The 24,177-nt window shown below is 46.4% G+C and carries 20 protein-coding genes and 1 riboswitch; of the genes, 7 read left to right on the top strand and 13 right to left on the bottom strand.

The genetic code is table 11. The annotated features are described in order from the left end of the window. Window positions 1-7 precede the first annotated feature (7 nt). Window positions 8-94: riboswitch (cyclic di-GMP riboswitch) on the top strand. Window positions 95-105: 11 nt separating this feature from the next. Next, a complete protein-coding gene (locus tag AF333_RS37780) occupies window positions 106-291 on the top strand; it encodes a transposase (protein WP_052520712.1) in 186 nt (61 codons plus the stop codon). Between the two features lie 770 nt (window positions 292-1,061). Here AF333_RS37780 and pdxR read toward each other — a convergent pair. Further along, complete coding sequence (gene pdxR / locus AF333_RS30225; protein WP_043065696.1) at window positions 1,062-2,495, bottom strand: MocR-like pyridoxine biosynthesis transcription factor PdxR; 1,434 nt, start codon at window positions 2,493-2,495, stop codon at window positions 1,062-1,064. Window positions 2,496-2,646: 151 nt separating this feature from the next. On the opposite strand from pdxR, the gene hisC reads away from it, so the two are divergent. From hisC to AF333_RS30240, 3 genes are all read left to right on the top strand, one after another. After that, window positions 2,647-3,717: a histidinol-phosphate transaminase gene (gene hisC / locus AF333_RS30230; RefSeq protein WP_043065697.1), complete on the top strand. Its 1,071-nt coding sequence runs from the start codon at window positions 2,647-2,649 to the stop codon at window positions 3,715-3,717. 152 nt (window positions 3,718-3,869) lie between these two features. Beyond that, entirely contained in the window at window positions 3,870-4,139 is a 270-nt protein-coding gene (locus tag AF333_RS30235) for a DUF5643 domain-containing protein (RefSeq protein ID WP_255322251.1), read from the top strand. A 120-nt stretch (window positions 4,140-4,259) separates the two neighbouring features. Continuing rightward, on the top strand, window positions 4,260-4,490 hold the full coding sequence (locus AF333_RS30240; RefSeq protein ID WP_043065830.1) for a hypothetical protein: 231 nt from the start codon (window positions 4,260-4,262) through the stop codon (window positions 4,488-4,490). A gap of 68 nt (window positions 4,491-4,558) precedes the next feature. Here the strand turns inward: AF333_RS30240 and AF333_RS30245 are convergent, their stop codons facing one another. Then, complete coding sequence (locus AF333_RS30245; RefSeq protein WP_043065699.1) at window positions 4,559-5,116, bottom strand: cysteine hydrolase family protein; 558 nt, start codon at window positions 5,114-5,116, stop codon at window positions 4,559-4,561. 174 nt (window positions 5,117-5,290) lie between these two features. Between AF333_RS30245 and AF333_RS36580 the strand changes: the two genes are divergently transcribed. Continuing rightward, entirely contained in the window at window positions 5,291-5,443 is a 153-nt protein-coding gene (locus AF333_RS36580; RefSeq protein WP_235497069.1) for a hypothetical protein, read from the top strand. 9 nt (window positions 5,444-5,452) lie between these two features. Here the strand turns inward: AF333_RS36580 and AF333_RS30250 are convergent, their stop codons facing one another. From AF333_RS30250 to AF333_RS30265, 4 genes are read right to left on the bottom strand one after another with little or no spacing between them, the layout of a single operon-like run. Continuing rightward, complete coding sequence (locus AF333_RS30250) at window positions 5,453-6,328, bottom strand: ABC transporter permease (protein WP_052812015.1); 876 nt, start codon at window positions 6,326-6,328, stop codon at window positions 5,453-5,455. Continuing rightward, window positions 6,325-7,251, bottom strand: coding sequence for an ABC transporter ATP-binding protein (locus tag AF333_RS30255; protein WP_043065700.1), 927 nt, complete (start codon window positions 7,249-7,251; stop codon window positions 6,325-6,327). Before AF333_RS30255 ends, AF333_RS30250 begins: the two co-directional genes overlap by 4 nt. After that, window positions 7,244-8,944 (bottom strand): COG1361 family protein, encoded by a 1,701-nt coding sequence (locus tag AF333_RS30260; RefSeq protein WP_043065701.1) that lies wholly within the window; start codon window positions 8,942-8,944, stop codon window positions 7,244-7,246. Before AF333_RS30260 ends, AF333_RS30255 begins: the two co-directional genes overlap by 8 nt. 10 nt (window positions 8,945-8,954) lie before the next feature. Then, window positions 8,955-9,506, bottom strand: a complete 552-nt coding sequence (locus AF333_RS30265; RefSeq protein WP_052520717.1) for a helix-turn-helix transcriptional regulator — start codon at window positions 9,504-9,506, stop codon at window positions 8,955-8,957. Between the two features lie 522 nt (window positions 9,507-10,028). Between AF333_RS30265 and AF333_RS30270 the strand changes: the two genes are divergently transcribed. Together AF333_RS30270 and AF333_RS30275 are read left to right on the top strand one after the other, a co-directional pair. Continuing rightward, window positions 10,029-11,270 (top strand): CaiB/BaiF CoA transferase family protein, encoded by a 1,242-nt coding sequence (locus tag AF333_RS30270; protein WP_080787708.1) that lies wholly within the window; start codon window positions 10,029-10,031, stop codon window positions 11,268-11,270. Between the two features lie 22 nt (window positions 11,271-11,292). Then, window positions 11,293-12,501: an acyl-CoA dehydrogenase family protein gene (locus AF333_RS30275; protein ID WP_043065834.1), complete on the top strand. Its 1,209-nt coding sequence runs from the start codon at window positions 11,293-11,295 to the stop codon at window positions 12,499-12,501. 94 nt (window positions 12,502-12,595) lie between these two features. Here AF333_RS30275 and AF333_RS30280 read toward each other — a convergent pair whose 3' ends face one another. The 7 genes from AF333_RS30280 to AF333_RS30310 all read right to left on the bottom strand — a co-directional run bounded on the left by AF333_RS30280 (window position 12,596) and on the right by AF333_RS30310 (window position 24,086). Further along, the gene (locus tag AF333_RS30280; RefSeq protein ID WP_043065702.1) at window positions 12,596-13,570 is read right to left on the bottom strand and encodes a 5-oxoprolinase subunit C family protein; all 975 of its coding nucleotides are present in this window, start codon (window positions 13,568-13,570) and stop codon (window positions 12,596-12,598) included. Between the two features lie 3 nt (window positions 13,571-13,573). Further along, on the bottom strand, window positions 13,574-14,458 hold the full coding sequence (locus AF333_RS30285) for a 5-oxoprolinase subunit B family protein (protein ID WP_043065703.1): 885 nt from the start codon (window positions 14,456-14,458) through the stop codon (window positions 13,574-13,576). Window positions 14,459-14,476: 18 nt separating this feature from the next. After that, on the bottom strand, window positions 14,477-16,501 hold the full coding sequence (locus tag AF333_RS30290) for a sigma 54-interacting transcriptional regulator (RefSeq protein WP_043065704.1): 2,025 nt from the start codon (window positions 16,499-16,501) through the stop codon (window positions 14,477-14,479). A 121-nt stretch (window positions 16,502-16,622) separates the two neighbouring features. Continuing rightward, the gene (locus tag AF333_RS30295) at window positions 16,623-18,593 is read right to left on the bottom strand and encodes a hydantoinase B/oxoprolinase family protein (protein ID WP_043065705.1); all 1,971 of its coding nucleotides are present in this window, start codon (window positions 18,591-18,593) and stop codon (window positions 16,623-16,625) included. Then, the gene (locus AF333_RS30300) at window positions 18,593-20,638 is read right to left on the bottom strand and encodes a hydantoinase/oxoprolinase family protein (RefSeq protein WP_043065706.1); all 2,046 of its coding nucleotides are present in this window, start codon (window positions 20,636-20,638) and stop codon (window positions 18,593-18,595) included. The genes AF333_RS30295 and AF333_RS30300 overlap by 1 nt, the downstream gene beginning before the upstream one ends. 250 nt (window positions 20,639-20,888) lie before the next feature. After that, a complete protein-coding gene (locus tag AF333_RS30305) occupies window positions 20,889-22,460 on the bottom strand; it encodes a purine-cytosine permease family protein (RefSeq protein WP_074715332.1) in 1,572 nt (523 codons plus the stop codon). A gap of 246 nt (window positions 22,461-22,706) precedes the next feature. Continuing rightward, the gene (locus tag AF333_RS30310) at window positions 22,707-24,086 is read right to left on the bottom strand and encodes an amino acid permease (protein ID WP_043065707.1); all 1,380 of its coding nucleotides are present in this window, start codon (window positions 24,084-24,086) and stop codon (window positions 22,707-22,709) included. Between the last annotated feature and the right edge of the window lie 91 nt (window positions 24,087-24,177).

Below are 24,177 nucleotides of genomic sequence, written 5' to 3' on the forward strand. Positions count from 1 at the left end.
CTAAGATACATCGAAAAGGCAAACTCATCGAAAGATGGGGACGCAAAGCCACGGGTCTAAGGGTTTTTAGAACTATGACAGCCGGGTCGCCGAAAGGAGAATAGGATGAAGAGGAAAAAGTATTCATTTGAGTTTAAATGTGAAGTAGTTAAGCAAGCTCTAGAAGAGCAAAGTCTTGGTAGCGTAGCTAGACGTCATCAGTTAAGTAGTCTTACCATCTATCGGTGGATAAGCGAATATAAACAGGGAAAGTACAATGTGGTTGTTAATAGCAAACAGAGTACCCTGTAATAAGCACAAAAGGTCGGGCATACAGCCGGTCCTTTTTTTATGTGAAGAAATAACCCTCTTCCGCTGTGTGAAAGAGGGATGCATAGGGGAGAAATCTGGGCTGTTTCCTTCTAACATATATCTTCCACCGTCAAGGACAAATAAAACAAAAAAGTGCCCCTTGCTGATTAATAATGACAAGGGACAGGATAAAGGGAGTGTACTATCTTCCATATACGGAACATGCAAATAAAGGTTGCAAAAAAATACCCTTCCAAAAAAGAAAGGGCAAAGAAAGAGGCTATTTAGAAAAAGTTTACTCAAACTAGACTATCTTTACTGTATCACTTGGCTAAAGAAAAAAGGTTGCAAAATAGTAAAAATTTGTTTTGAGTGAGCTACACACTTTGATGTACTTATTCGGAGGAAAAGCTCATTCTTGTATATTCGAAAGTATTCGTTTCCCTACAGATTGGGCATATGACCTTGACATGATATACTTTATCGTTATCAGCAGATTTGAAAAATTTAGCGAAATGCAAATCCCGATCTTTTAAAATCTCTCCTTGCATCTTCTCGCTCGCGCGATTTTCCAACATACCGGTCCAGTTGTATTTTTGATTACAATATATGCACTTTCGACTCCCATATATCTGCATGTGATAGCTCCCCTTACTTTTATTGTCATATATAGAAATATATTTCGTAATTTGGTGTTAATTTGTGTCCGTATACATAGAGAATAAATTTCGGAAAGTAAGCAGAAAAATGCAAGTCGATAGCCTGCGTACCTAGCCACCACTCCATGCTTGTTTGAGCCGATCGATTCCTGCATGAATATCTTCTATGGATAATCCGCCAAAGCCGAGAAGTACTGTAGAAGGTACGGCAAACTCCGGCTTTAACGCATACGGGGAGGTCGGATACACGTTGACGCCTTCCTTCTTGGCTGTGCGAACAAGCTCCGATTCGCTCATCCCGTTTCGTATCCGAAGCAAAACATGCAATCCTGAACCTGCTCCAATGCTATCAGCACTGTCTTTAAAGGCATGGTGTATGGCCTGAAGTAAGGCGTCGTGTTTTTTATGATATAAGCTGCGCATTTTGCGCATATGCCGTTCAAAATCGCCAGATTCCATGAACAACTGCAACGTTTTTTGGAAGATTGGAGATGCCAATTGGTCGTAGCTGTGCCTTCTGAGTCGAAACTGTTCCAGCAGTAAGGGAGGCAGGACAAGATAACTGATGCGGAATGAAGGTGTCAGTGATTTGGAAAACGTGCCGACATAAATGACACGCCCGTCGTCATCAAGGCTTTGTAGCGAAGGAATGGGTCTACCACTGTAGCGAAATTCGCCGTCGTAGTCGTTTTCGATAATGTAGGCTTGCCGCTCCTTTGCCCAATTCAGCAGCTTCATCCGTTTGCCGATCGATAGCGTCATGCCGAATGGAAACTGGTGCGAGGGTGTCACATAGACTGCTTGCGCTTCGCTGGCATACACTTCTTCGATTCGTATGCCGTCGCTTTCTAGCCTAAGGGGGCGATAGTCAAAGGGGAACTGCTTGAACAATGCTTTCATCCCATCATTGACGGCTTTTTCCACTGCTAGGCAGGTTATTTCCTTCTTGAGTAGCTGGAAAAGCAGGTCAAGCGAATGGTATGTACCTGCCCCGACAACAATTTGCTCCGGTCGGCAGCGAACCCCGCGAATTTGATACAGGTATGCCGCGATTTCTTTGCGGAGTTCCGGCTCTCCTTGTAAATCGCCATATAGCAACAGCCTGCTATTTTCGGGCAGCAGACACCGATTCATTAGCTTTCGCCATTTTGTAAGAGGAAAGCTTGCCAAGTCGATGCTGCCATAACCGAAATCGTAACGTCCAGGCTCATCTTGAGGGGCGTGATAAGCTCGCGGTGGTGAAGGAGATACGATGGAACGACTTCCTGCATGTAAAGACGGTATAGAAGCGGGAAGTTCCAATTCAGCAGCAAAAAAACCACTTCGAGGCTTGCTTCTAATATATCCTTCTGCCAGCAGTTGGTCGTACGCTAGCGCCACGGGTGTTCGGCTAACACTAAGATGGGCCGACAGTCTTCGAATGGAGGGAAGCCGGACATTTGACGGAATGCGGCCTGCTACGATTTCATCACGGATATAACGATATAACTGCATATATAGAGCTTCGCTTGAAAGTTCATCAAGTGTAGGCGTAAGTTCAATCATCTGCAATCCTCCCCGCATCTCATGACAAACTGACACTGAAAAAAATGAAAAACTGTCCATTTTAGAAGAGACAATCTCTAGGTATGCTCATCATATCATCTCATTTGTAGAAACCAAAGATGAAATAACCGACGATTGAGGAGGAAAAGCAATGTCTATTGTACAACCGCATATCGAACGATTACATGCTTATTCATCGGGAATACAACCACCCAAAGGAAATGGTGCAATCAAGCTAAATCTGAATGAAAATCCGTATCCACCATCCACCCATGTGCTTAAAGCACTTCACTCGATTGATGAAGAAACACTACAGCGTTACCCTGATGCGCTCTGTGATGAGCTTCGTACAGCATTGGCGAAGCTGTATGGTGTGAAGAAAGAACAGACACTTTGCGGAAATGGCTCCAGTGAAATTATCTCATTGCTCTTCAGTGTATTTATAAGAGCGCAAGATCGTATTGCTATCCCGTATCCATCTTTTTCGCTTTACCATAGCGTGGCTGCTGTTCATCAAGTTGAATGTGTTAACGTTCCAACACAAGACGATTTTTCAGTGAATGTGGAATGGCTACTTGAAAGCAGGTCAAATGTAATCGTACTGGTAAATCCAAATGCACCAACTGGTCGCTTGCTGCCTGTTTCAGAGGTCGAACGACTTGTGAAGAATTTTCCGGGGCTTGTCGTCGTCGATGAAGCATATATAGATTTTGCAGACCCCCATGCATCCGTGATTCCACTTATTGAACGCTATGCAAATTTGCTAGTTGTACGGACATTTTCCAAGGTGTATTCCTTATGCGGAGCGCGCATCGGCTACTGCTTTTCTAATGAAGCATTCATTGCTGCGATGGAGAAGGGGAAAAACCTTTACAATGTCAATGTGATAAGTCAGAGGCTGGCATTGGCTGCATTGCAGGATCAAGAGCATATGAAGCGCACTGCCATTGCTGTGGGACATACTCGTGATGCTTTTAGCGCAAATCTTCAGTCATTAGGATTCGATGTCATACCATCGCAAACCAATTTCGTCTTATGTACGCCTCCGGCTCACATAGAAGATAATGGAGCCCGACAGTTGTATGAGAAGCTGATGGAGAGGAATATATACGTCCGTTATTTTGAAGGCAGCCGTCTTTCTGACAAATTGCGTATCTCTATCGGTACTGATGAAGAAATGACAATTTTATACAATGAGCTTCATTGTCTATTAGAAAAATAATTAAGTTAAAAAACATTTATATGGATAATCAACAGGTTTGTTTTTTTATGAGTTCAGAAGAAATGTTTTCTTGTTTTTGATAGAAAGAGCAGAGACAAAACGAAATAAGAAGTGTAGATACTTTTTAGGAAGTTAGAAAAAAGAACAATCCCATATCGACAAAGTTGAACTATCAAATGATGAATGGTACACAATTCGATGTGCTTTTTCGAATAGAAGATCAAAACGGGAAGGAAGTAAAGCGAGTATCAGGACATACATTAGCAGAAAATAGTCATATACGATTTGAGACGCTCAATGATTATGTTGGTACATTGAAAATTATTCCTTATGTTATCTCTGGGGAAGAAGGAGAGAAGAAGACAGATGATTATAAGGTATTGCATGATAGGGTAATTGAGGTTGAGGTTGAGGTTAAATAATCTATTCTCTTTTCCAATAACTTCTTATGCATAAATATCATGATAATGATTATCGTTTTCTTTTGTGTATGATACAATAAGCATAATAATTGGATTCCTATATAAAAGGACGGGATGAAGATGGCCCTTACGTTGCGAATTTGCCATAAATGTACGGATAACGTAAAGAAGCTGAAGAAGCAGCTAGGCAAACTGGAACCGACCGCAAAAATATGTGTGGGCTGTCAATCGATGTGTAAGATTGGTAAGAGAAAGGAATTTGTGATTATCGGCAAAAATGAAATCGTGACCGCGAAGTCGGCAAAAAAAGTCGTCAAAAAGGTAGGAAAAATGCTGAAGAAATGTGACTGATGACAGTAAAGGCGGATGCATCATGCGATCCGCCTTTACTATGTTATGGTATGTGTGATGTATGTACCTTACTTCTTTGTTCCTTGTAGAAAAACTTCAACTGTTTGGATGTCAGCATAAAGGCTGCCGAGCGCCGCCATGAATGCGTCATGGACGTCAGTCGCTGGAATGGTACGGCCACGAACAGATAGGTTAGGCGATGTGCATGCGTCTTCGATAACCGTGCAACGGAAGCCGTAGTCGACGGCGGCACGTGTTGTAGCGTCAATGCACATATGGCTCATCATGCCGCAAATAATAAGGTTTTCGATACCAGCTTCATGCAGAAGGCTGAGAAGCTGCGTGTCGCGGAAGCTGTTTGGATAGTTCTTCGTAATTACCGTTTCGTTTGGAAGCGGTGCTACCGTTTCATGGATGTCTTCTCCTCCTGTCCTGGGTATAAAGAAGGTAGCGCCTGGTTGGACGGAGAGATGTTGAATATGAAAGAGGGGCAACTGTTCACGGCGAAAGACATCGAGCACGCTGCGCGCATTCGCGGCAGCTCTATGTGTTTCATGAAGCTCCATACGTCCATTCGGAAAATAGTCGTTCTGAATATCAACGAGTAGCAGGGCGGTATTTTGCATTCGTTTTTCCCCCTTATCAATATGAATATATAACTCAAAGGTGTGTTCTTAACTGAAGTATAATGGAAGGCATAGGAAATTGGGAAGAGGGTATCTTTGTTCCTTTAAAAGAATTGGATACGCATAGCAGAAAGGCAACGGCGCATAACCGTTGCCTTTCTATATACATCTGATTTGATACATCGACAAATGTTTATGGTAGGCGGGAGCGGTCGGAAAAAGACACGCTGGCTTTTCTTCTGCCGGATCGCAGGGTGCATCCACCCTCTTCTTTTTTCAAAATCTCCTACTTCCAACCACACTCCCCTGTCAAAATATCAAGTGTGATTTTATATATTATTTTGTGTACCGGCGACGCAGGAAGAATGCTGCCAATCCAAGCATGATAATGGAAAGAAATAGGTACCACAAGATGAAACCGCTATATGGCTGATAGTTCATAAAAAATCCTTCTGTTCTGAAATTAAGCCAATTCTCTTTAGTAAAAACGCGACCGATCGTACTGGCAGGGTTAATCGTATCCAACGCCTTAAGCAACCCGATGAGCGGATGAGAGGAGAGATCTGCGGGCGGGCTATTAAAGCCGGCTTTGCGTATCATGTCATTCTCCATTGAGCGCAACAGAAGAATCTCGGCCACGTTCAACAGAGCGGTATAGGCAAAGACGAGCGAATACGTAACGACAGCCGCTACTCCAGTGCGCTTTGTTAGTACTGATACGCAGATGCCGACGGCGCCGATTGAGAGCATTGTAACGAGATATACACCGAAGATTTCTACAATCTGTGTAAAAGCTACACCGCCAAATAGCATAATAGCGCCATATAACGGAAGTGAAGCGAATACAAGCAGCAGCATGAAGCTAAGTGCGGAAATCCACTTGCCCAGAACGATTTGCAGGGAAGACAGATTAGTCGTCAGTAAAATTGGCAACGTCTGCCGTTCCCGTTCGCCGCAGATGGCACCTGCTGTTAATCCTGGAGTAGCAAAAATAATCAATCCATACTGTAATAATGACATCGTAATGAAGATGTTATAGAAGTTAGATGACCAGTACGACTGGTTAGACAACTCCGCATATAGCATAAGGAAGAGAACAAGCCCCAGCGTAATTAGATAGAAGGTAATAATCCAGGGCGTCTTATTTGAGCGCATTCTGATGCGGAATTCTTTAGTCAGGACAGGATTTATGAGATGTTGACGAAAATTCATGAGCCTCCTCCTTTCGTTACTTCGAGAAATACGTCTTCCAAGTTCCCTTCCGTTTCCCCGAATGAGACAAGCGGATAGCCTTCTGCGAGCAGAGAGGCCAGCAATGTAGCTTGTTCAGCATCCGAGCCGTTGAAGCTTGCCATGATGTCTGCACCGTCCTGCACAGCATTTATGACGTGGGAAGTATCACGCAAGCGGGAGAGCAGAGTTTCATGCTTATCCAGCAAACGGATTCGGAGCAAGCGATGCGCATGCATTTTTTCATATATTTCTTGTACCTTTCCTTCTGCGACTAGCTCGCCCCCTTCGATAATTCCGATCGTATCACACATCTCTGCCAATTCAGGCAAAATATGCGAGCTAATGATAATCGTCTTGCCTGCATCGCGCAATGCTTTAATAATTTCGCGCATCTCGATTCGGGCTCGTGGATCGAGACCGGAAGCAGGTTCATCTAGGATGAGGACCTGCGGATTGTGAACGAGTGCCCGTGCAAGCCCCAGCCGCTGCTTCATGCCACGGGAAAGCTGATCTACGTATTCGTTCGTTTTGCCTGTAAGCTGAACGAGCTCCAGCATCTGCAAAATGACGCGCTCACGTTCCTGTGGTTGCAAGCCGTAGCTGGCTCCGTGAAAATCCAAATATTCGTAAGCGGTCAGATTATCGTATACGCCAAAAAAGTCAGGCATATATCCAATCAAGCGTCGTACTTCCTTGGCCTGGGTTTTACAATCGTATCCTCCTACACGTACCTCCCCTGCAGTGGGAGACATTAATGTGGCCATAATGGACATCGTCGTCGTTTTTCCGGCTCCGTTTGGTCCGACAAATCCGTACACCTGTCCTTTTGGTATGTTTAATGTAATGCCACGCAGAGCGACAGTACGACCGAATGTTTTATATAGCTCTTTGATTTCAATCATTTTGGTCCTCCTGTTTCCCGATCTGTGCCAGCTTGGCTGTCACCAGTGTAACGTTGGAGACTTTATACGGGCGGTCAGCCACCTTGTTTTGTAGGGGATGCTGGTCCGTCCATCCGAGCAGGGTAACGGTTGTTGAATTGCGAGAATCGTACATCCGCATTAACTGTAGGCGAGCTTGCTGAAGCTTTTCTTCACCGTTTTGTGAAAGCATGCGTGCAGCGAATTCTGTGTCGTCATAGTAACGAGATTCGCTTTTTGGCGTAGGCATAGGCAAGTCTACTTGAACAACAGCGCCTGGTGCAAGCGTCGGGATAGATTGAATGCTATCACCAAAGACAATGCGAGCATCATGCAGCGAATAGGAAGTATTGTTGCGTACTGTGCCAATCAGGCGATCTTTCTTTTGGTTAAGAGTGGCCTCGAATGCTCCATTATTAAACAGGTTTTGTTGTGCATACATTTTTCCAAGAGACCACTTGTTAATATGTGGAAGTGTCGTTTCCGTATCTCCACTCGGATTTGTTGTTACCATGGGACTTTCTTTCGTCTCCAGTGCTCGTTTTTCTTCTGACGGAAATACATCGACGTTTTTAGGTAGCTGAATACGGTATTCTCCGGCATATGGAGCAAAAATCGCACTGCTGCTCATGATGTGGGCATTACCGTTAGTTCCTACCTTGATTACATTCACATTGTGCACGCGTGTATCTGTACCGTGATGCCATGTCCCGTATCCGTATACAAGTGCCAACATCGCAATGGAAGCAAGCGGGATGAATACCCAGTTCCATTCTCTTACACCGAGCCTGCGCATCATAAAATAAGCGATTGGTCCAATAATAATGATGTAGATGACGAGTAACAAAATCAGCAGCGGCAAGCTTGGCAGAGAAGCTGCGAAAGAGTGAGTAGCGATTCGACCCAATTCGGTTGCTGTATCCAGGAATGTTTCTTTTTGTACAGAAGTTTTTTGTGCTACTTGAGGCCAGACGGCTGCCGGTTGTGCCGGATCAACGGTGAGCAGCAAGCCACCTTTATCGGCCCAGGATTGTATGGCTTGCTTCTGCGTGTTCTGCAGGCCGGCGAATTTGCCTTGTTCGATGAGTATAACGTTTAATCCGCTATCCAGAAGAATATCCTGTGTCAGATTATCAGAGCTTAGCTGAACTGGCTGCACAGGAATATCTAGTTTTTCTTTCTTCATCGTTTGTAGGAGAGTGGCGGCTATATTGTCACTTGTTAGAATACCAGTCCATATTGCGTCGCTACTACGTTCGATAGGTATTATTTTTTGCTCGTTTATTACTTTGCCGTCCTGTATCCAACGGACAGAAGCTTTTTCCGGAGAACCTTTGAAGGAACCTGGAACACGGAAAAAAACGGTTTTGCTTTCCCCTTTGGCAAGCGATGCTGTAGTTACATACAGCGTATTGGTCATGGACACAGATGACGGAGGCATGGATAACTCAACATTGCCTTCCACCGTGTTTTCCCCACGGTTCGTTATTGTAATATGTATGGGAACAATTTGGCCCCATTTGTATTCCCCATTAATGCCTACATTCGCTTTTATCTCGACGGTTGCTTCTCCCGGAGCGGCTTGAACAGGGGAAAGATAGGCGACCCCTAGCCACCAGCACAGTAGCGTACCTAAAAGCAGGCCGATTATTTTGGTTTGTATTTGTGTTCTCATATGTTTCTCTCTATTCTCCCTTCTCCTGGCTATGCCTCGAATGTTCGAGCTGCACAAGCTTTGCGTCTGCCTCTGCGGAATCCGCCCCATAGTAATGGAGGGTTTCGTCTTTATCTACAATGCGAAAGTGACCGGTTAGTATATGGGATTGTTTCGTGTACCGCTGTCCGATTTTCTCATCCTTCCACCAGATGCGTCGGCCTGTGCTCTGATAGCGGGCTTTTGCCTGGGCATGTGCAATCCATTCCATGTCAGAAAGCTCGCTTGCTTGTGGATTTCCTTCCGCAAATGCTAGCAATTCGACAATTTCAAGAGTGGAATCGCCAAACATAGCCTGCACAATTTCGCTATTACGAAACAACACACCGACAAGAGCAGCTGCGGTGAAGCCAAGCGTTTTGCGATCCTTTTCCACCTGAACGAGCGTTTTTTTGGATAAACCGATGACATCGGCCATCTGTTCCTGCGTCAGGCGAGCTTCCGTGCGGATAAGCCGTAATTTTTCGGAAACCATCCGCTCGAATATTTCTTTCGTAAACGGCGTACGAAGAGATTCATTCATGGCAATCTCCTTTCATTTGAATTTCAAAATGACTCATATAGTGTAAATTTACACTTTTTAAGAAAAAAGTCAATAAAATTTCTACACAATCATCGGAAACCATATGAAAAAAATAAAATTTTACATTTAACTATTGACTGAATATATGAAAAATATAGTATAATTGTATATGTAGTAAACCTCAAACTAATTGCAAACCTGACTGTTTATGTCTGTCCTCTTTCCCACCAGAAATGAGTTCACAGGCAAGAAGCCAGTCGTTCCCTGTATACAGAAATGCTCTATCTGGTGGAGCTTTCTTTAGACCTGCGGGGTTCGTACTGGCTTTTTTTAATGGTTAGGGAAGTATATATCGCTTTACTGGTGTAAAGTGATATACTTTCCTTTCTTTCTGTAAGCAAAGAAAAACTCGCAACGTGTTGCCAAACGTTTCTTTTCACAGCAGAGCTGCACAAGGGCAACTAAGGCGGTTGCCTGCGAATTTTTCTTATGTATGGTCACGTAGAACAAAGGAGGGAGTGCATGCTTACTTCGCCGTCGAGTCAGAAGGGTGTAACGGGACAACGAGAGCCGTACAGTCCGGGTGCGTTAGAAGGTATTAAGGTAATCGATTTGACCCGTGTATTGGCCGGGCCTTACTGCACAATGATTCTTGGAGATCTCGGGGCCGACATTATTAAGGTGGAAGCGCCTGGTGGAAGTGATGAGACGAGAGGATGGGGTCCTCCAGATATTGGAGGAGAAAGCGCTTACTACCTGTGTGCTAACCGCAACAAGAGAGCGATGACGCTCAACTTGAAAGATGAGAAAGCGCGCAGCATTCTTCGGGAACTGGTGAAAGACGCAGATGTAGTGATTAACAACTTCAAGACTGGAACAATGGAAAAGTGGGGATTGGGATACGAAGCGCTCTCTGAAGCGAACCCACGTTTGATTTATGCATCGATTAGCGGCTTCGGACAAACGGGTTCGTACAAAGACATTCCTGGCTATGATTACATCGTACAGGCGATGGGCGGAATGATGAGCATTACCGGTAGTGAAGAGACCGGACCGATGAAAGTCGGCGTCGCCATCGCAGACGTAGCAACGGGATTGTATGCAGCTATCGGAATTCTGGCAGCGTTGCGTGAACGGGAACAATCAGGTGTGGGACAGATGATAGATTTGGCTTTGTTCGATTCGCAGATTTCATTGCTGGTGAATGTAGCGAGCAATTATCTCGTCTCAGGTAAAGTACCGAAGCGATACGGTAACCAGCATCCAAACATTGTTCCGTATCAGACATTTATGGCGGCCGATATGGAAATGGTCGTTGCGGTAGGCAATGACCAGCAGTTCCGTAAATTGTGCACGCTGCTGAATCGTGAGGAATGGAGTCAAGACCCACGCTTTTCTACCAATTCGATGCGGCTTGCCAACCGTGAAGAGATATGCGGGTTACTGGCAGAAGAATTCAAGAAGCGGTCGGCGGCAGAGTGGCTGGCTGAATTGACGGACGTAGGTATTCCGAATGCACCCATCTACGATATGGACCAATTGTTTCATGACCCGCAGGTGGAAGCGCGCGGGATGAAAGTGAACACCTGGCATCCGACTGCAGGCGAAGTACCGATGGTCGGCAGTCCACTTAAGCTATCGCGGACCCCCGTGTCGGTGCGTCGTCATCCGCCTCTTGCGGGCGAGCATACAAAAGAAATTCTGATGGAGCACGGGTTTGCGGAAGAGCAAATTGATGAATGGCTGAACGATCATACTATTTAAAATAAAGGAGCGAGTGACCATGATGAGTTTCGGTTTGACGGAAGAGCAAGAAGCAGTACGGAAAATGGTGCGCAGTTTTGTAGATAAAGAGATTATGCCCTATATTCAGGAATGGGACGCGAACGGGCACTTTGAGCGGAGCGTTATGACCCGTCTCGCGGATTTGGACCTGATGGGTGTATGCATTCCAGAAGAGTACGGCGGAAGCGGCATGGATTACAACACGCTGGCAATCGTTTGCGAAGAACTGGAACGAGGTGATACCGCATTCCGTACAGCCGTCTCTGTGCATACCGGCTTGAACAGCATGACGCTCCTACAGTGGGGCAATGAAGAGCAAAAGCAAAAATACCTCATACCACAGGCAAAGGGCGAAAAAATCGGCGCGTTTGGTCTGACTGAACCGAATGCGGGCTCCGATGTAGCAGCCATGCAGACGACGGCAGTACGCGATAGTGATGAGTATATACTTAACGGACAGAAAACGTGGATATCGCTTTGCGATGTTGCTGATCATTTCCTTGTATTTGCTTATACGGATAAGTCCAAGAAACATAAAGGTATTAGCTGCTTTATCGTTGAACGTACCTTCGAAGGTTTTTCTTCAAAGGCGATTAAAGGAAAATTAGGTATTCGTGCAGGCAACACAGGCGAGATTTTCTTCGATAATGTTCGTGTACCTGCGGCTAATCTGGTTGGTGAAGAAGGGGAAGGCTTCAAAATTGCGATGGCCGCGCTCGATAATGGACGATTCACTGTAGCGGCAGGCGCATGTGGATTGATTCAGGCATGCCTGGAGGAAAGTCTGAAATACTGCCAGGAACGCAGCACATTTGGTAAGGAAATCGGTAAGCATCAGCTCGTGCAGCAAATGATTGCTAAGATGGTGGATGGATTGGAGACGTCCCGCTTGCTGGTGTATCGAGCGGGTTGGCTGAAAAACGAAGGAAAGCGCAATACGCGTGAGACATCTCTCGCCAAGTGGCATGCGTGCGATGCGGCATTCGATGCGGCGTGCGATGCGGTACAAATTCATGGTGCATATGGCTATTCCAACGAATATCCAGTAGAGCGCTTTATGCGCAACGCGAAAGCGCCGGTTATTTATGAGGGCACACGAGAAATCCATACGGTTATGCAAGCGGAATATGCGCTTGGTTATCGCCAGGATAAACAGCTACGCCGCATGCTGCCGGCATGGCCGTTTACGGAAGAAGCAGTGGAAGTATAGAAGGAAAACAAGCATAGCAAAAGGGCTATCCATATGGATGGCCCTTTTGCTTCTTTGTGGAAAAAGGACGAGCGGCAACGCCCGCGAGTTTTTCTTACGTTGTAAGATATTCAGCAGCGCTGGCAAGACGTTGTTTTTTTTCGGCGCGCAGACGAAGCGCCTGTTCCATTGTTACTGCCGAGAAGTGTACGGTCGTTTGAGGTCGGCATTGATTCAACGTGTCGAGATCTGAACTGATAACAGCACCGATCGTGACAAATCCGCCGCCTGCCGTTGCATCACTTACGAGAATAATGAGTTCTTTCGGGTTCGGTACGGTAATCACTCCTACAGGATAGGGCAGGTCTACGACGTTAGCGGAATAGTCGTCTGTCTCAGTTGTTTGGACAGTGTGTTCAAAAGAAATCGGTCCCCCGCTTAGTCGGTATGCGATCCGATCCGATTCCGTGCTGACGATCCATTCGCTGTCAAGGAATACACGTACTCCCTCATCGCTAATCCGATGAATAGCTAATCCCAGCGTCGCATGCAATTCTGCGGTCTTGGAGAAGGAGGGACGGAATGATTCTGGCAGGAACCTCCCTGCATGTTTAAATGCACCCGGCAGAGGTTCATTAATCATAAGCTTGCCGCCTATCTCCAGCTTGTATCCGCATTCCGGCTTTTGATGGACGATGTACGTAGACTGGCTACCCAGAAATTCTGGGCTATGAATGCCGCCCGATATACATACATACGTACAAATCCCTTGTTGGGCAAAGCGGAATGAAAGTACGTCTCCGGCCTTGATTTCCAGGCACTGCCACATGGGCACCGGTTCATCGTTTATAAAGCAGGGTGTCGGTGCCCCGGTAATAGCAATAAGTGTGCGTTTGGTAAACAGCAGAGTTGGACCGAGCATGCGGATTTCTAATCCGGCGTAGTGGGCGGGATTGCCCACTAGAAAATTCCCGATTTGAAATGAATATTTATCTGCCGCTCCACCAGGAGGGACGCCTAGATGGTAAAAGCCGTCCCTGCCCAAATCTTGTACGGTAGTATGAAGCCCTGGCTTTATCACATCCAGCATAGACTAGAATCCTTTCATCATAGAATCGATATATGCTTTTCCCTCCTGGGCATATTGTTCCGGTGAGAAGTCGAAGTTTTTTGTACGGTAACGATAGATTCCGTTTTCTACTTGTGTGAGAATGGAATAGTATTCAGTTTCGCCTATCGGACGGTGCACCCAAATATCACCAGGGCGAGCTAGAAACATAGAATCCTTGAACTCAGCAAGCTTTTGTTCAGGGTGATAGACAGGCACAGGAGTGATGCCTATCAATTGATAGCTTCCTGAACTTGCTACCGGATATACGACTGTAAAAGCGCCGCCCATTCCGATGGCCTGCCGCGGAGTTTCGGTGCGCGGACTCTTGTATTTTGGTATATCGAAAACTCCGTCTGGAGGCAAGAGCAAAGGGAATTCCCAGGCGGTGCCGAGAATAAACCCGACCATAGTTAACAAATACGGTGTGCTTGCATGGTCGTTAATAAACGCTTGTTCATCTGTAAATCCTCTACTCTTCATAACCAGCTCAAAATCGGAGAAGTGAGGACTTTCATTACGATCCTTGAATCGCCTGGCATATTCGCGTGTTGTCGGATCGTTATACCATGTTGGAATCTCGACGATTCGAGAGGTCAGGTTGAGCGCCTCGGGCCGACTCTTCGTAAGATCGATTTCTTTTAAGTAATCCAGCAGATCATACGGTGATACAATATCCGGATTATATCGAATTAGATACGATGCGTTCGCAGGACAAATATCGATAATGCCAGGAATGGTACGGGCGTGTAGCTCGCGGGTGACTGCAAGCGCTTTGAAAGAAGTGCTTACGCTCATCTCACGTGAGATTTCGGCATAAATATATTCATCACCTACAAAAGAAAATCTTGTTTCGGCTAATGCAAGCAATATGTAGCACCTGCCTTTCTATCCGAATCTTCGTTTAATTTTACGGCTGATGGTCGATTCGCTGATGCCCAATACTTGCGCCGCCTCGGCAGCTGTGCGGTATTTTTGCAGTGCGAGCGACAGCAGATTTGTCTCTACTTGTTCCAGCGCATCTTTGAGCGGCATGATTTCATGAACGGCCACCCGTCCGGTGCTCTCTTCCGACACCTCGCCGTATAAGGCGGAGAGGACATCCTGACCCTCAATGAAGTTATCGCGTGTAATGACGACAAGGCGTTCGATAACGTTTTGCAGTTCGCGTATGTTGCCGGGCCAATCATAATTTTCTAGCACTTCTACTGCTTCGCGTGAAAGCTGCTTCTCTTTACTGTATTTTTTATTATAAACGTCCAGAAAATGAAGCGAGAGTGGAACGATATCCACTTGTCGCTGCCGCAGGGCGGGAATCGTAATCGGAATGACATTCAAGCGATAATACAAATCCTCGCGAAACGTCTTCTGATGGACCATATGCCGCAAATCCTTGTTGGTAGCAGCGACAATCCGAACGTCGATTGGAATGGTATGCGTGCCACCGATACGACGTATTTCTCTTTCCTGCAGAACGCGCAATAATTTGACCTGAAGGTTGGCAGGCAATTCTCCGACTTCATCAAGGAAAATGGTTCCTGTGTGTGCCAGCTCGAACAGACCGGGTTTTCCTTTTCGATCTGCTCCTGTAAATGCACCCGATTCATACCCGAAGAATTCACTTTCCATAAGAGTCTCCGGAATAGCGCCGCAATTAACACGTACAAAAGGCTTGTTATGGCGCGGGCTATGCGCATGGATGGTCTGCGCGAATACTTCCTTCCCTACGCCAGACTCTCCGTACAGCAGTACGGTTGAATCTACTTCGGCGATACGTTTAGCTTGTTCGACGATATCCTCCATACTTTTTGAGCGATAAATGAGGGGCTTGTTCATCTTGTCTTCACCGTTGCTGTCGGCCTGTGTTCCGATCTGATAATCACTCAGTTCTGTAATATCACGCAGAACAATGACGATTTTCTCGATTTTTTTAGCTTTAAAGACAGGAACGGCGACCGCCCATAGCCTTCGTCCGCGTTTTGTTTCCTGTATATGCATGATTTTCTGTTTCTGTTTGCGACATCTGTCTATAATATCAGCCGGGAAAATGCCTTCCCGCTCTAACAGGTAGACGGAGGAGCCTAGAATATCCTCAGGGTTAGGTGTCTGCCAGATGTCGGATGAGAATGCTCCGGATAGTCGGATAATCGTTCCAGCTTTATCAACGACGACCAGCTGTTCATTAGAGGAAGCGTACAACACTTGTAAATCCTCATTTAGATTCCTAACGAATTCGAGTTCTTGCACCGATTCCTCTAATTGTCTTCTTGGGTAGAACAGATGGACGATACCGGAAACTTGCTCATTTTCGTAAAGAGGGGAGAAGTTTCCGATAATTGGTTTAGAATTAAAGGAGCTTGCCACGCTGACGAGCTGTTTACCCTTTAGCACACTGTCCAGGTTTTCCTGGGTGAGTAGCAATGTTTTGTAATTACGGTACAGAAGAACGTTGCGTGATACACCGAAAATTTCTTCCGCTTTTTCATTAAGAAACATAATTTGAAATTGGTCATCCGTCGTTACGATACCGATGCCTGCGCTGGCAAAAATTTTCTGCATTTGGGTGAGCTGCAAAGTTTTGATTGCATGACGTGCCGCTTCCATTGTGCTGTATCCGGTAAATCTACCGCTGCGGTTTTTACCGAGAACAATAGACACATTATGATAGAATTCCACTGGTGCCGTTTCTTCCACGACAAGCACATCGGTCTTATAACGCATCGGTTGCCCCGGGGAATGAATAAGCTGATCCAATAGTGAGTGCGAATCAACATACCCTAGAATCTCACCTTTATGTTCGATGAGCAGGATATCGCCCCCGGATTGCTGAATAAAATGGGCGGCTTCTCGAATTGTGGTGTCTGTAGTGACAGATATGGGAATAGGGTAGAGAAGGTTATGCCATGTAATCATACACCGCCCTCCTGTATATTCAAATAAAAGTATGTGATTATCCTTCTATTAATATAATAATTAGAATCTTGAAAAATAAAAAGGGCCGAATCATCTTTCGGCCCTTTTCATATTTAGGAAGTTACGACCAGTAAGCGAGCGTACGCTTGCGAAGCATTGTCCGATACTGTTCCGTAGAAACAGGAAGGACTTTGCCAGTCGCATAGTCGATGATGACACCATGACGGCGGATGACATCAAGCGCATCAATCTCGCCGCTGTTGTATTTGGCTTCTACCGATTTCATATCTTCTTCCAGCCAAGCTTTGCGGTGAGTGCGGATATACTCGCGTTCCCTTTCTGTAGCTTCTTCATCGATTTCGAATAAATCGATTTCCCGATCGATTTCTTTAATTAGGACACCATAATCTTTTCGTGCCCGTTCAATGGATACGTAACCATCAATGACATCTTCAAGCACCAGGCGAGGATCGCGCTCCAGTGGGTCACCCAATCCACCGCCACCTGCGGAAGGACGGTCAAAGGACGTACCTGGTTTTAATGGTACATTGGAGAATACTGTGCCTAGGAAGCGTTCTTCTTCTGTATCCGGATGCAGCTTTGCTCCATGCGGCAGAGAAGGAAGCCCTCCCTGGATACCCCATGTTACGGAGCGGGAACGGTCGCAGCAGTAGGACATAACCGTATTCTCGCATTCTGTGAGAATACCACCTTTGCGTACGCCGGCGCCACCACGGAATTTACCCGGCCCGGCTGAATCGGCAACAATCTCGTGGTGTGTTGTGATGACCGGTGAAAGGCGTTCCTGTCCCTCGCACGGTTGAATGCTAAGTCCTACGCCAAACACCGGAGAGAGAGCATTGGCTCCGTCTTTGTAGGCCCGACCGCCATGCCCACCTGCCATCCAGTCATACCACATGAAGTAATTGTCGTATCCTGGCCGACGGTCCCATCCGCCGATGAGCAGATATTCCAGGTTGAAGGAGCAGGCAAGAGCGCGTTCCGGCATAATCTCCGACCACAGTTCGAAGATGGCATTCATAATTTTCTCGTAAGCACCCGAGCAGAATCCTGTCACCGCCACGGGCCAAGGGGCATTGACGACCGAGTTCTCGGGAAGTTCCACATGCACGAATCGATAGAAGCCCGAATTAAGCGGGATGTCAGGGAAAAATGTTTTTGTTCCAGAGATAACGGCAGAGAAGGAAGCGCCGAAGCCGGAGTTTAAAAAGCAACTGATGTACGGATGTGATCCGTTTAAATCATAATATATCTCATCGTCTTGAATCGTCATACGGATGTTAATCGGAATGAGCTGATCCCCGATTTCCGGGTCCATGTCAATATAGTCGGTCGTCTCCCATGTACCGTCCGGCAGCTCGGCAATGCGCGAACGTCCGAGGCGTTCCACGTAATTCTGTACTTCTTCGAAGGCAGTAAGAACTGTCTCTATCCCGTATTTTTCAATCAGACGGACGAGCTGGGCTTCTCCGACTTTTGTCGCTTCGGATTGTGCACGCAAATCTCCAAGACGCTCTTCTGGTACACGCATATTGGATACCATTAGGTTGGCTACATCGGATAGATATCGTCCCTGGCTCCACAGTCGGACAGGGGGAATCCGCATTCCTTCGCCGTAATGATCTTTTGACTGTACATTAAATGAGCCGGGAACGCTACCGCCTACGTCGGCCCAGTGTCCATTGGATTGCATGAATGCAATGAGCTGATCGTTATAAAATACCGGACGAATGATGCGTACATCGCAGAAGTGAGTACCGCCCCGGTACGGGTCATTAACAAGGAACACATCGCCGGGGTGAATGTCATCACCAAAGTCTTCTAGGACCGCTTTTGCCGTTAAGTGAAGCGTACCCACATGTACGGAGATATCCTGCGTTCCTTGCATAATGGTGTTACCTTGTGCATCACAGATAGCGGAGCTGAAGTCACGACTGTAGATAACGAACGAGTAGCATGTGCGGAGAATTTGCTCCGACATTTGATCTACAAGGTTGACGAAAGCGTTCTTCAGTACTTCGAACGTGACAGGATCCAGACGGGTAACAACGGATTGAGTGTTCTGGCTCATTATTTCTCCTCCTTATCTTTGCAGGTGAGAATCAGGTTTTTATAGGCATCTACTTCAGCTATGAATTCCGGAGGCACAACGACCGTAGAATCGAGCTGTTCGATAATCGCTGGACCCATGAAGATGGAGCCGACAGGAAGAAGTGAACGACTGTACACAGTTGATTCGGTAAATCCGCCGCTCTCTTCAAAATAGACGCTGCGTGTGCCTTTTATTGCATCCTCCAATCGGCCTTCTGGCTCTGAGGTAGGCAGATCTGGCTTCGGTACAACGCCGGTAGCGGTAACACGCAGACCGTAAATCTCTACTCCTTGTTCCGGGTTCGAGAATGCGAACTCACGCTCATGCTCTTTATGGAATTGTTCCAGCGCTTCTTCAAGCGACCCAATCGGACGCGAAATCGGGATGGACAGGGAGCGCCATTGTCCCATATAACGCATGTCAATATATCGTGTTAATTCAATATGATCATCAGCTACGCCTTCTTCCGCGAGTAGCTCGGCTGCCTCTACTTCCATATTGATGTACTCTTTTTCCAGTTCGGTTAATGATGCCTCTTTCACATTCACAAGATACGTTTTGGAGATGTCATGGCGTACATCGACCAGCAAGCATCCCATAGCGGAAGTGATACCCGGGTGCGGAGGCACGATGACAGTAGGGATCTCCATTTCTTTAGCCAAATGTGCACCGTGCAGAGCGCCTGCGCCTCCGAATACAACAAGGGCGAAGTCGCGCGGGTCGTATCCCCGACGAACGGAGATAAGCCGGAGTGCGTCGCACATGTTGGCATTAGCTACCTTAATGATTGCATTGGCAGCTTCTTCCTCCGTATAGCCGAAGGGTTCAGCGATATGGCGAACGACTTCCTGGGCTTTTTCGATGTTGAGTGTCATTTGACCATCGAGTAGCTCTGTACCGAGACGGCCAAGCACGAGGTTGGCGTCGCTATTCGTAGGCTCTGTTCCGCCGCGTTCGTAGCAGGCTGGTCCAGGGGTAGCACCTGCGCTTTGCGGACCGTTGCGCAGGGAGCCGCCTTCATCGATCCAAGCGAGGCTTCCACCGCCTGCGCCAATGGTTAGAATTTCAATGCTAGGGAATCCGATTGGATATCCATACTCAATGTACCAATCTTTCGTAACGCGGAGCTCTCCGTTATACATAAGGGAGATGTCGGTGCTTGTGCCCCCCATGTCCAGCCCGATCGCATTCTGGAACCCGCATAGCTTTGCGATGTGGGCGCTGGCAATAGCACCTGCTGCGATTCCGGAGCTGGCCAGACGTGCGGCATAACGTGGGACTGTCTCGGAAGTCATGACTCCACCGCCTGAGTGCAATACGAGCACATCACCATCATAGCCATCTGTATGTAAAGAGGCCGACAATTCTTGAATGTATTTGCTTACGATAGGTCCAAGGACGGCATTAGCAATCGTCGTACTGAACCGTTCATGTTCGAAGATTTCCGGTAATGTATCGCTTGATGTGCAAACATACACATCCGGCATTTCTTCTTGAATAATTTCTTTCATTCGTTGTTCGTTCTGGCCATTGACATATGCATTCATGAAGCAGATGGCTACAGATTGTACGCCACGTCGCTTAAGGATACGAACAAGGTCACGCGCTTCTTCTTCATCGAGGGGAGTCAGAACTTTTCCGTTATAATCAACCCGCTCCAGCACTTCAAAACGATCGCGCCGACGAATATACGGAGGCGCTACGTCTTCATATGCATCCCACAGCTCCAGCTTCGTACCGCGTCGAATTTCAGGTACGTCCCGGAATCCTTTTGATGCGATGAAAGCTGTCTTCGGCAGACGCCTTGTAATAAGTGCATTCGTTCCAACCGTTGTACCGTGGGAGAAAAGGGTAATGTCCTGTAATGGAACGGCGGAATTTTTTACGCCCTCTAGAATGCCACGGGCAGGATTGTCAGGGGTAGAGGAGACTTTGGTAACTGTGATTTCCCCTTGCTCTTCATCAAATACGAATACGTCGGTGAACGTTCCGCCTACGTCTACAGCTACACGGTATTTTCCCATGCTGCGATCCCTCCTGTTATTATGAATTTTGTTATATAAACACTGTGTGCTCGTTTTTTAATAAAGCAAAGCTTGTGCCAATATCAGAAAATGCTAAAAAGTTTAAAAACAAGGCGTAAAAAAGGCTTTCAAAGAGAAAAACTTGCAAATGGACAAGTTGACTTGCAAAAGTGAAAGAAATCATAACGAGTAAAAGACAACAAAAGAGCCATGCAGCATAACCTGCATGGCTTCTTAAGCTAAATGATTGTTAAGCGGTAATTTCCGCTGTGTTTTCTTCTCTTTTACACATGGCCTGGCATTCAGATTCGGCGGCACAGCATTGCGAGCAGATATCTCTCTGACTGAATGGACAGTGAAGCATATCCTCGCTGATGAATTCACCTCCGCAACTACCGCATGAGTGAACATTCTCGTTGTACATATTAACATGTCCAGACGTGTCGATATCTTGCTGCTGTCGGAAGGTAATGTATGTTTTTCCTTTCGTTGTAATTGCGATGAAAATGCTGATGGCACTTGCGAGTACACCAGCAATGAGCGCTGCCAGACCAGCTAACATCGGACCGAATGTGCCGGATGCCAGCATCGTGCCGACAATACTTGCAATAATGATAGAGATGACACCGACCGGATTCCACTCCGGCAAAAATCCTCGACGATGTTCGATATGAAGTTGACCAAGTTTGAGCCATTTTTTAATGATAATCAGATCAGTGACGAGAATCGACGCCCAGGCGAATAGAAATACACCCTGAAAGGTCAATAAAGGTCCGATATAATCAAGTGCGCCGGCCAGCATGCATACGATAGCGATTACTGCCGTAGCTACAACCCAGAAGACGCGCCCCGGTGTAAAGTGAAAAATACGGGCAAAGAAGTTAGCCAGCGACATAGACCCGCTGTATAGATTCGTAACATTGATGCGAAGCTGTGTCAGAATAGCGAATAATGCTCCCCATGCGCCCATTGCCGTAACGAAATACACACCCGGATTATCAGTCATATACCGTACGCCAAACCAGATGCCAAGAAGGCCAGAGAGGAAGAAACAAATAAGCTGAGGAATAAAGCCGACGGCGAATACACCAATTTTAAATTGTTCTGGTTTGATGAAACGTGCGTAATCAGAAATCAAAAGCGCCATGATACCTACAAGACCGTTAATAATCCCGATACATGTAACAAGGCCGATGCCGCCAACTTCTTGCCCTTGGGGAAGGAAGGTCATCCACTGAGCAGCATTTTCGAAATCGCGGGTGGCAGTAAGGTAGATTCCGGCACCGAGAAGAATGAGATAGACAGGCAACGAGTATTTCTGAAATGTATCTAACTGTTTAACGCCGTACCAGTTTAGCGGCACAACGGCAAGGCCGAAGAATACCATAAGTGTCCATAAGGGAACGATTTTAACATATTCATATACAGCAAGTGCCATGATCGAGCCTTCGATGGCTGAATACATGATGAAATTAATCGCATAGATGAAAGAAGTAATGGATGCCCCGATGAAGCCGAAGCCCGCCCCGCGTGACATCAGGTTAACGTTTAATCCGTTCTTGGCTGCAAAGTAGGCGATCGTAATGCCTAGAAATCCGGCGACGACGGTAGCGTAAATCTCTGCGATGAGCGCGTTAAGGCTACCGAATTGAATAGCCATCAAACTGCCCATCTGCATAAAAACCATGGCGGTGGCAACGCCGATCGCTACGTTAGTAACACTTGGCCACGGCATGCGCCAATGCTTTGGCACACGTTGTAGTGCGTAATCTTCTTTTTGTTCATTCTTTTGATCCTGACTGCCTTTAATCATTTCTGCCATGTATATCACTCCTTTTCCCAGATTGTCTTTTTGTAAAGCAATATGTGTACCAATATTCAAAAAATAAAGAAAATTAACAAGAGGAAGATTATGCGTAAAAAAATGATGAAGATGACTCCAAAAACATGCAGTTTGCCAAATCCAATAAGCCTAATGCTAATAAAAATTCCCCCTTTCCATTAGGAGAAGGGGGAAGAATATCATTATTAATTAAGATGGATTAACATTTTGTTTTATAGGATCTTCTTAGCTGTCATCGCCATGTGGCCGCTTGTGTAAGCCTTTGGCAAAGTAAAAAATGATGAGAATAACATACCATACAGGGCCTACGATAAGTGCGATGCGCGTTTCCGGGAAGTACGCCATCAGTCCGACCACACCCATCAGAAAGGCAAGTGTTACGTACGAGCTAAATGGAAACAGGGGCATTTTATATTTCAGGCTGCGAACTTGCTCGGCATTCAGTCTTTTGCGATAGCGAATCTGTGAGAGTAGAATGACGGCCCATGTCCAGATAGCACCGAAGGTACCGATGCTCGTTACCCACTGGAATACTTTATCCGGTACGATATAGTTCAGTGTAACCCCGATAAGCAACGCCCCCGCAGATGCAAGGATGGCAATGTTTGGTACGCCGGTTTTACCAATCTTCTTGAACGATTGTGGTGCTTCTTTCTGCTGTGCTAAATTGAATAGCATCCGTCCGGTACTGAAAATACCGCTGTTACAGGATGACAAGGCGGCGGTCAGTACGACGAAGTTGATAATTCCTGCTGCGTATGGGATGCCCAACCTGTCGAATGTCAGGACAAATGGGCTGCCTTTGCCCTCAAGCCCGTTCCATGGATAAATGGAAAGAATAACGAACAGTGCCCCTACATAAAAGATAAGGATGCGCCAGAATACAGAATCTATTGCCCGGGCAAGTGATTTCTCGGGATTCTTGACTTCTCCTGCTGTAACCCCGATCATTTCGATGCCAAGGAAGGCAAACAGAACCATCTGCATGGACATCAAAATGCCGGTAACGCCATTTGGTAAGAAGCCGCCATGTGCCCAGAGATTGCTAATACCTACGGGAATGCCTCCGTTACCTAGACCGAAAATAATCATGCCGAGTCCTACGACAATCATAAGTACAATAGTGATAATTTTAATGAGAGCAAACCAGAATTCCAACTCTCCGTATGCCTTAACGGCAATGAGATTCACCGCTCCCATCATGATCAGCGCGGCAAGTGCCCACATCCACTGCTGAGTATCCGGGAACCAGAACTGCATGTAGACGCCAACTGCCGTAATTTCTGCCATGCAGGTAATAATCCAGAGGAACCAATAATTCCAACCTGTTAGATAGCCCGCCATCGGACCCAGATAATCGCGTGCATAGCGACTGAAGGAACCGGCGACCGGATTTTGAATCGCCATCTCCCCAAGTGCCCGCATAATAATAAACATGCCAGCCCCGGCAAGCGCATAGGCGATAAGGATGGCTGGACCCGCCATCTTAATGGCGGAGGTAGAGCCGAGGAATAGCCCGACTCCAATCGCTGCACCTAGTGACATTAACGTAATATGACGTTCTTCTAATCCTCGATGAAGTTCTTCCGTATGCTGTTTCTTCATAGAACCTCCCAGAAACTTTATAGATGAAATATTTCCACAACGGCAAACGCTTTCATTTGTTTTATATAAAGATTATAAAGTACGTTTTTTT

This window comes from Aneurinibacillus migulanus, assembly GCF_001274715.1.
GTDB lineage: Bacteria > Bacillota > Bacilli > Aneurinibacillales > Aneurinibacillaceae > Aneurinibacillus > Aneurinibacillus migulanus.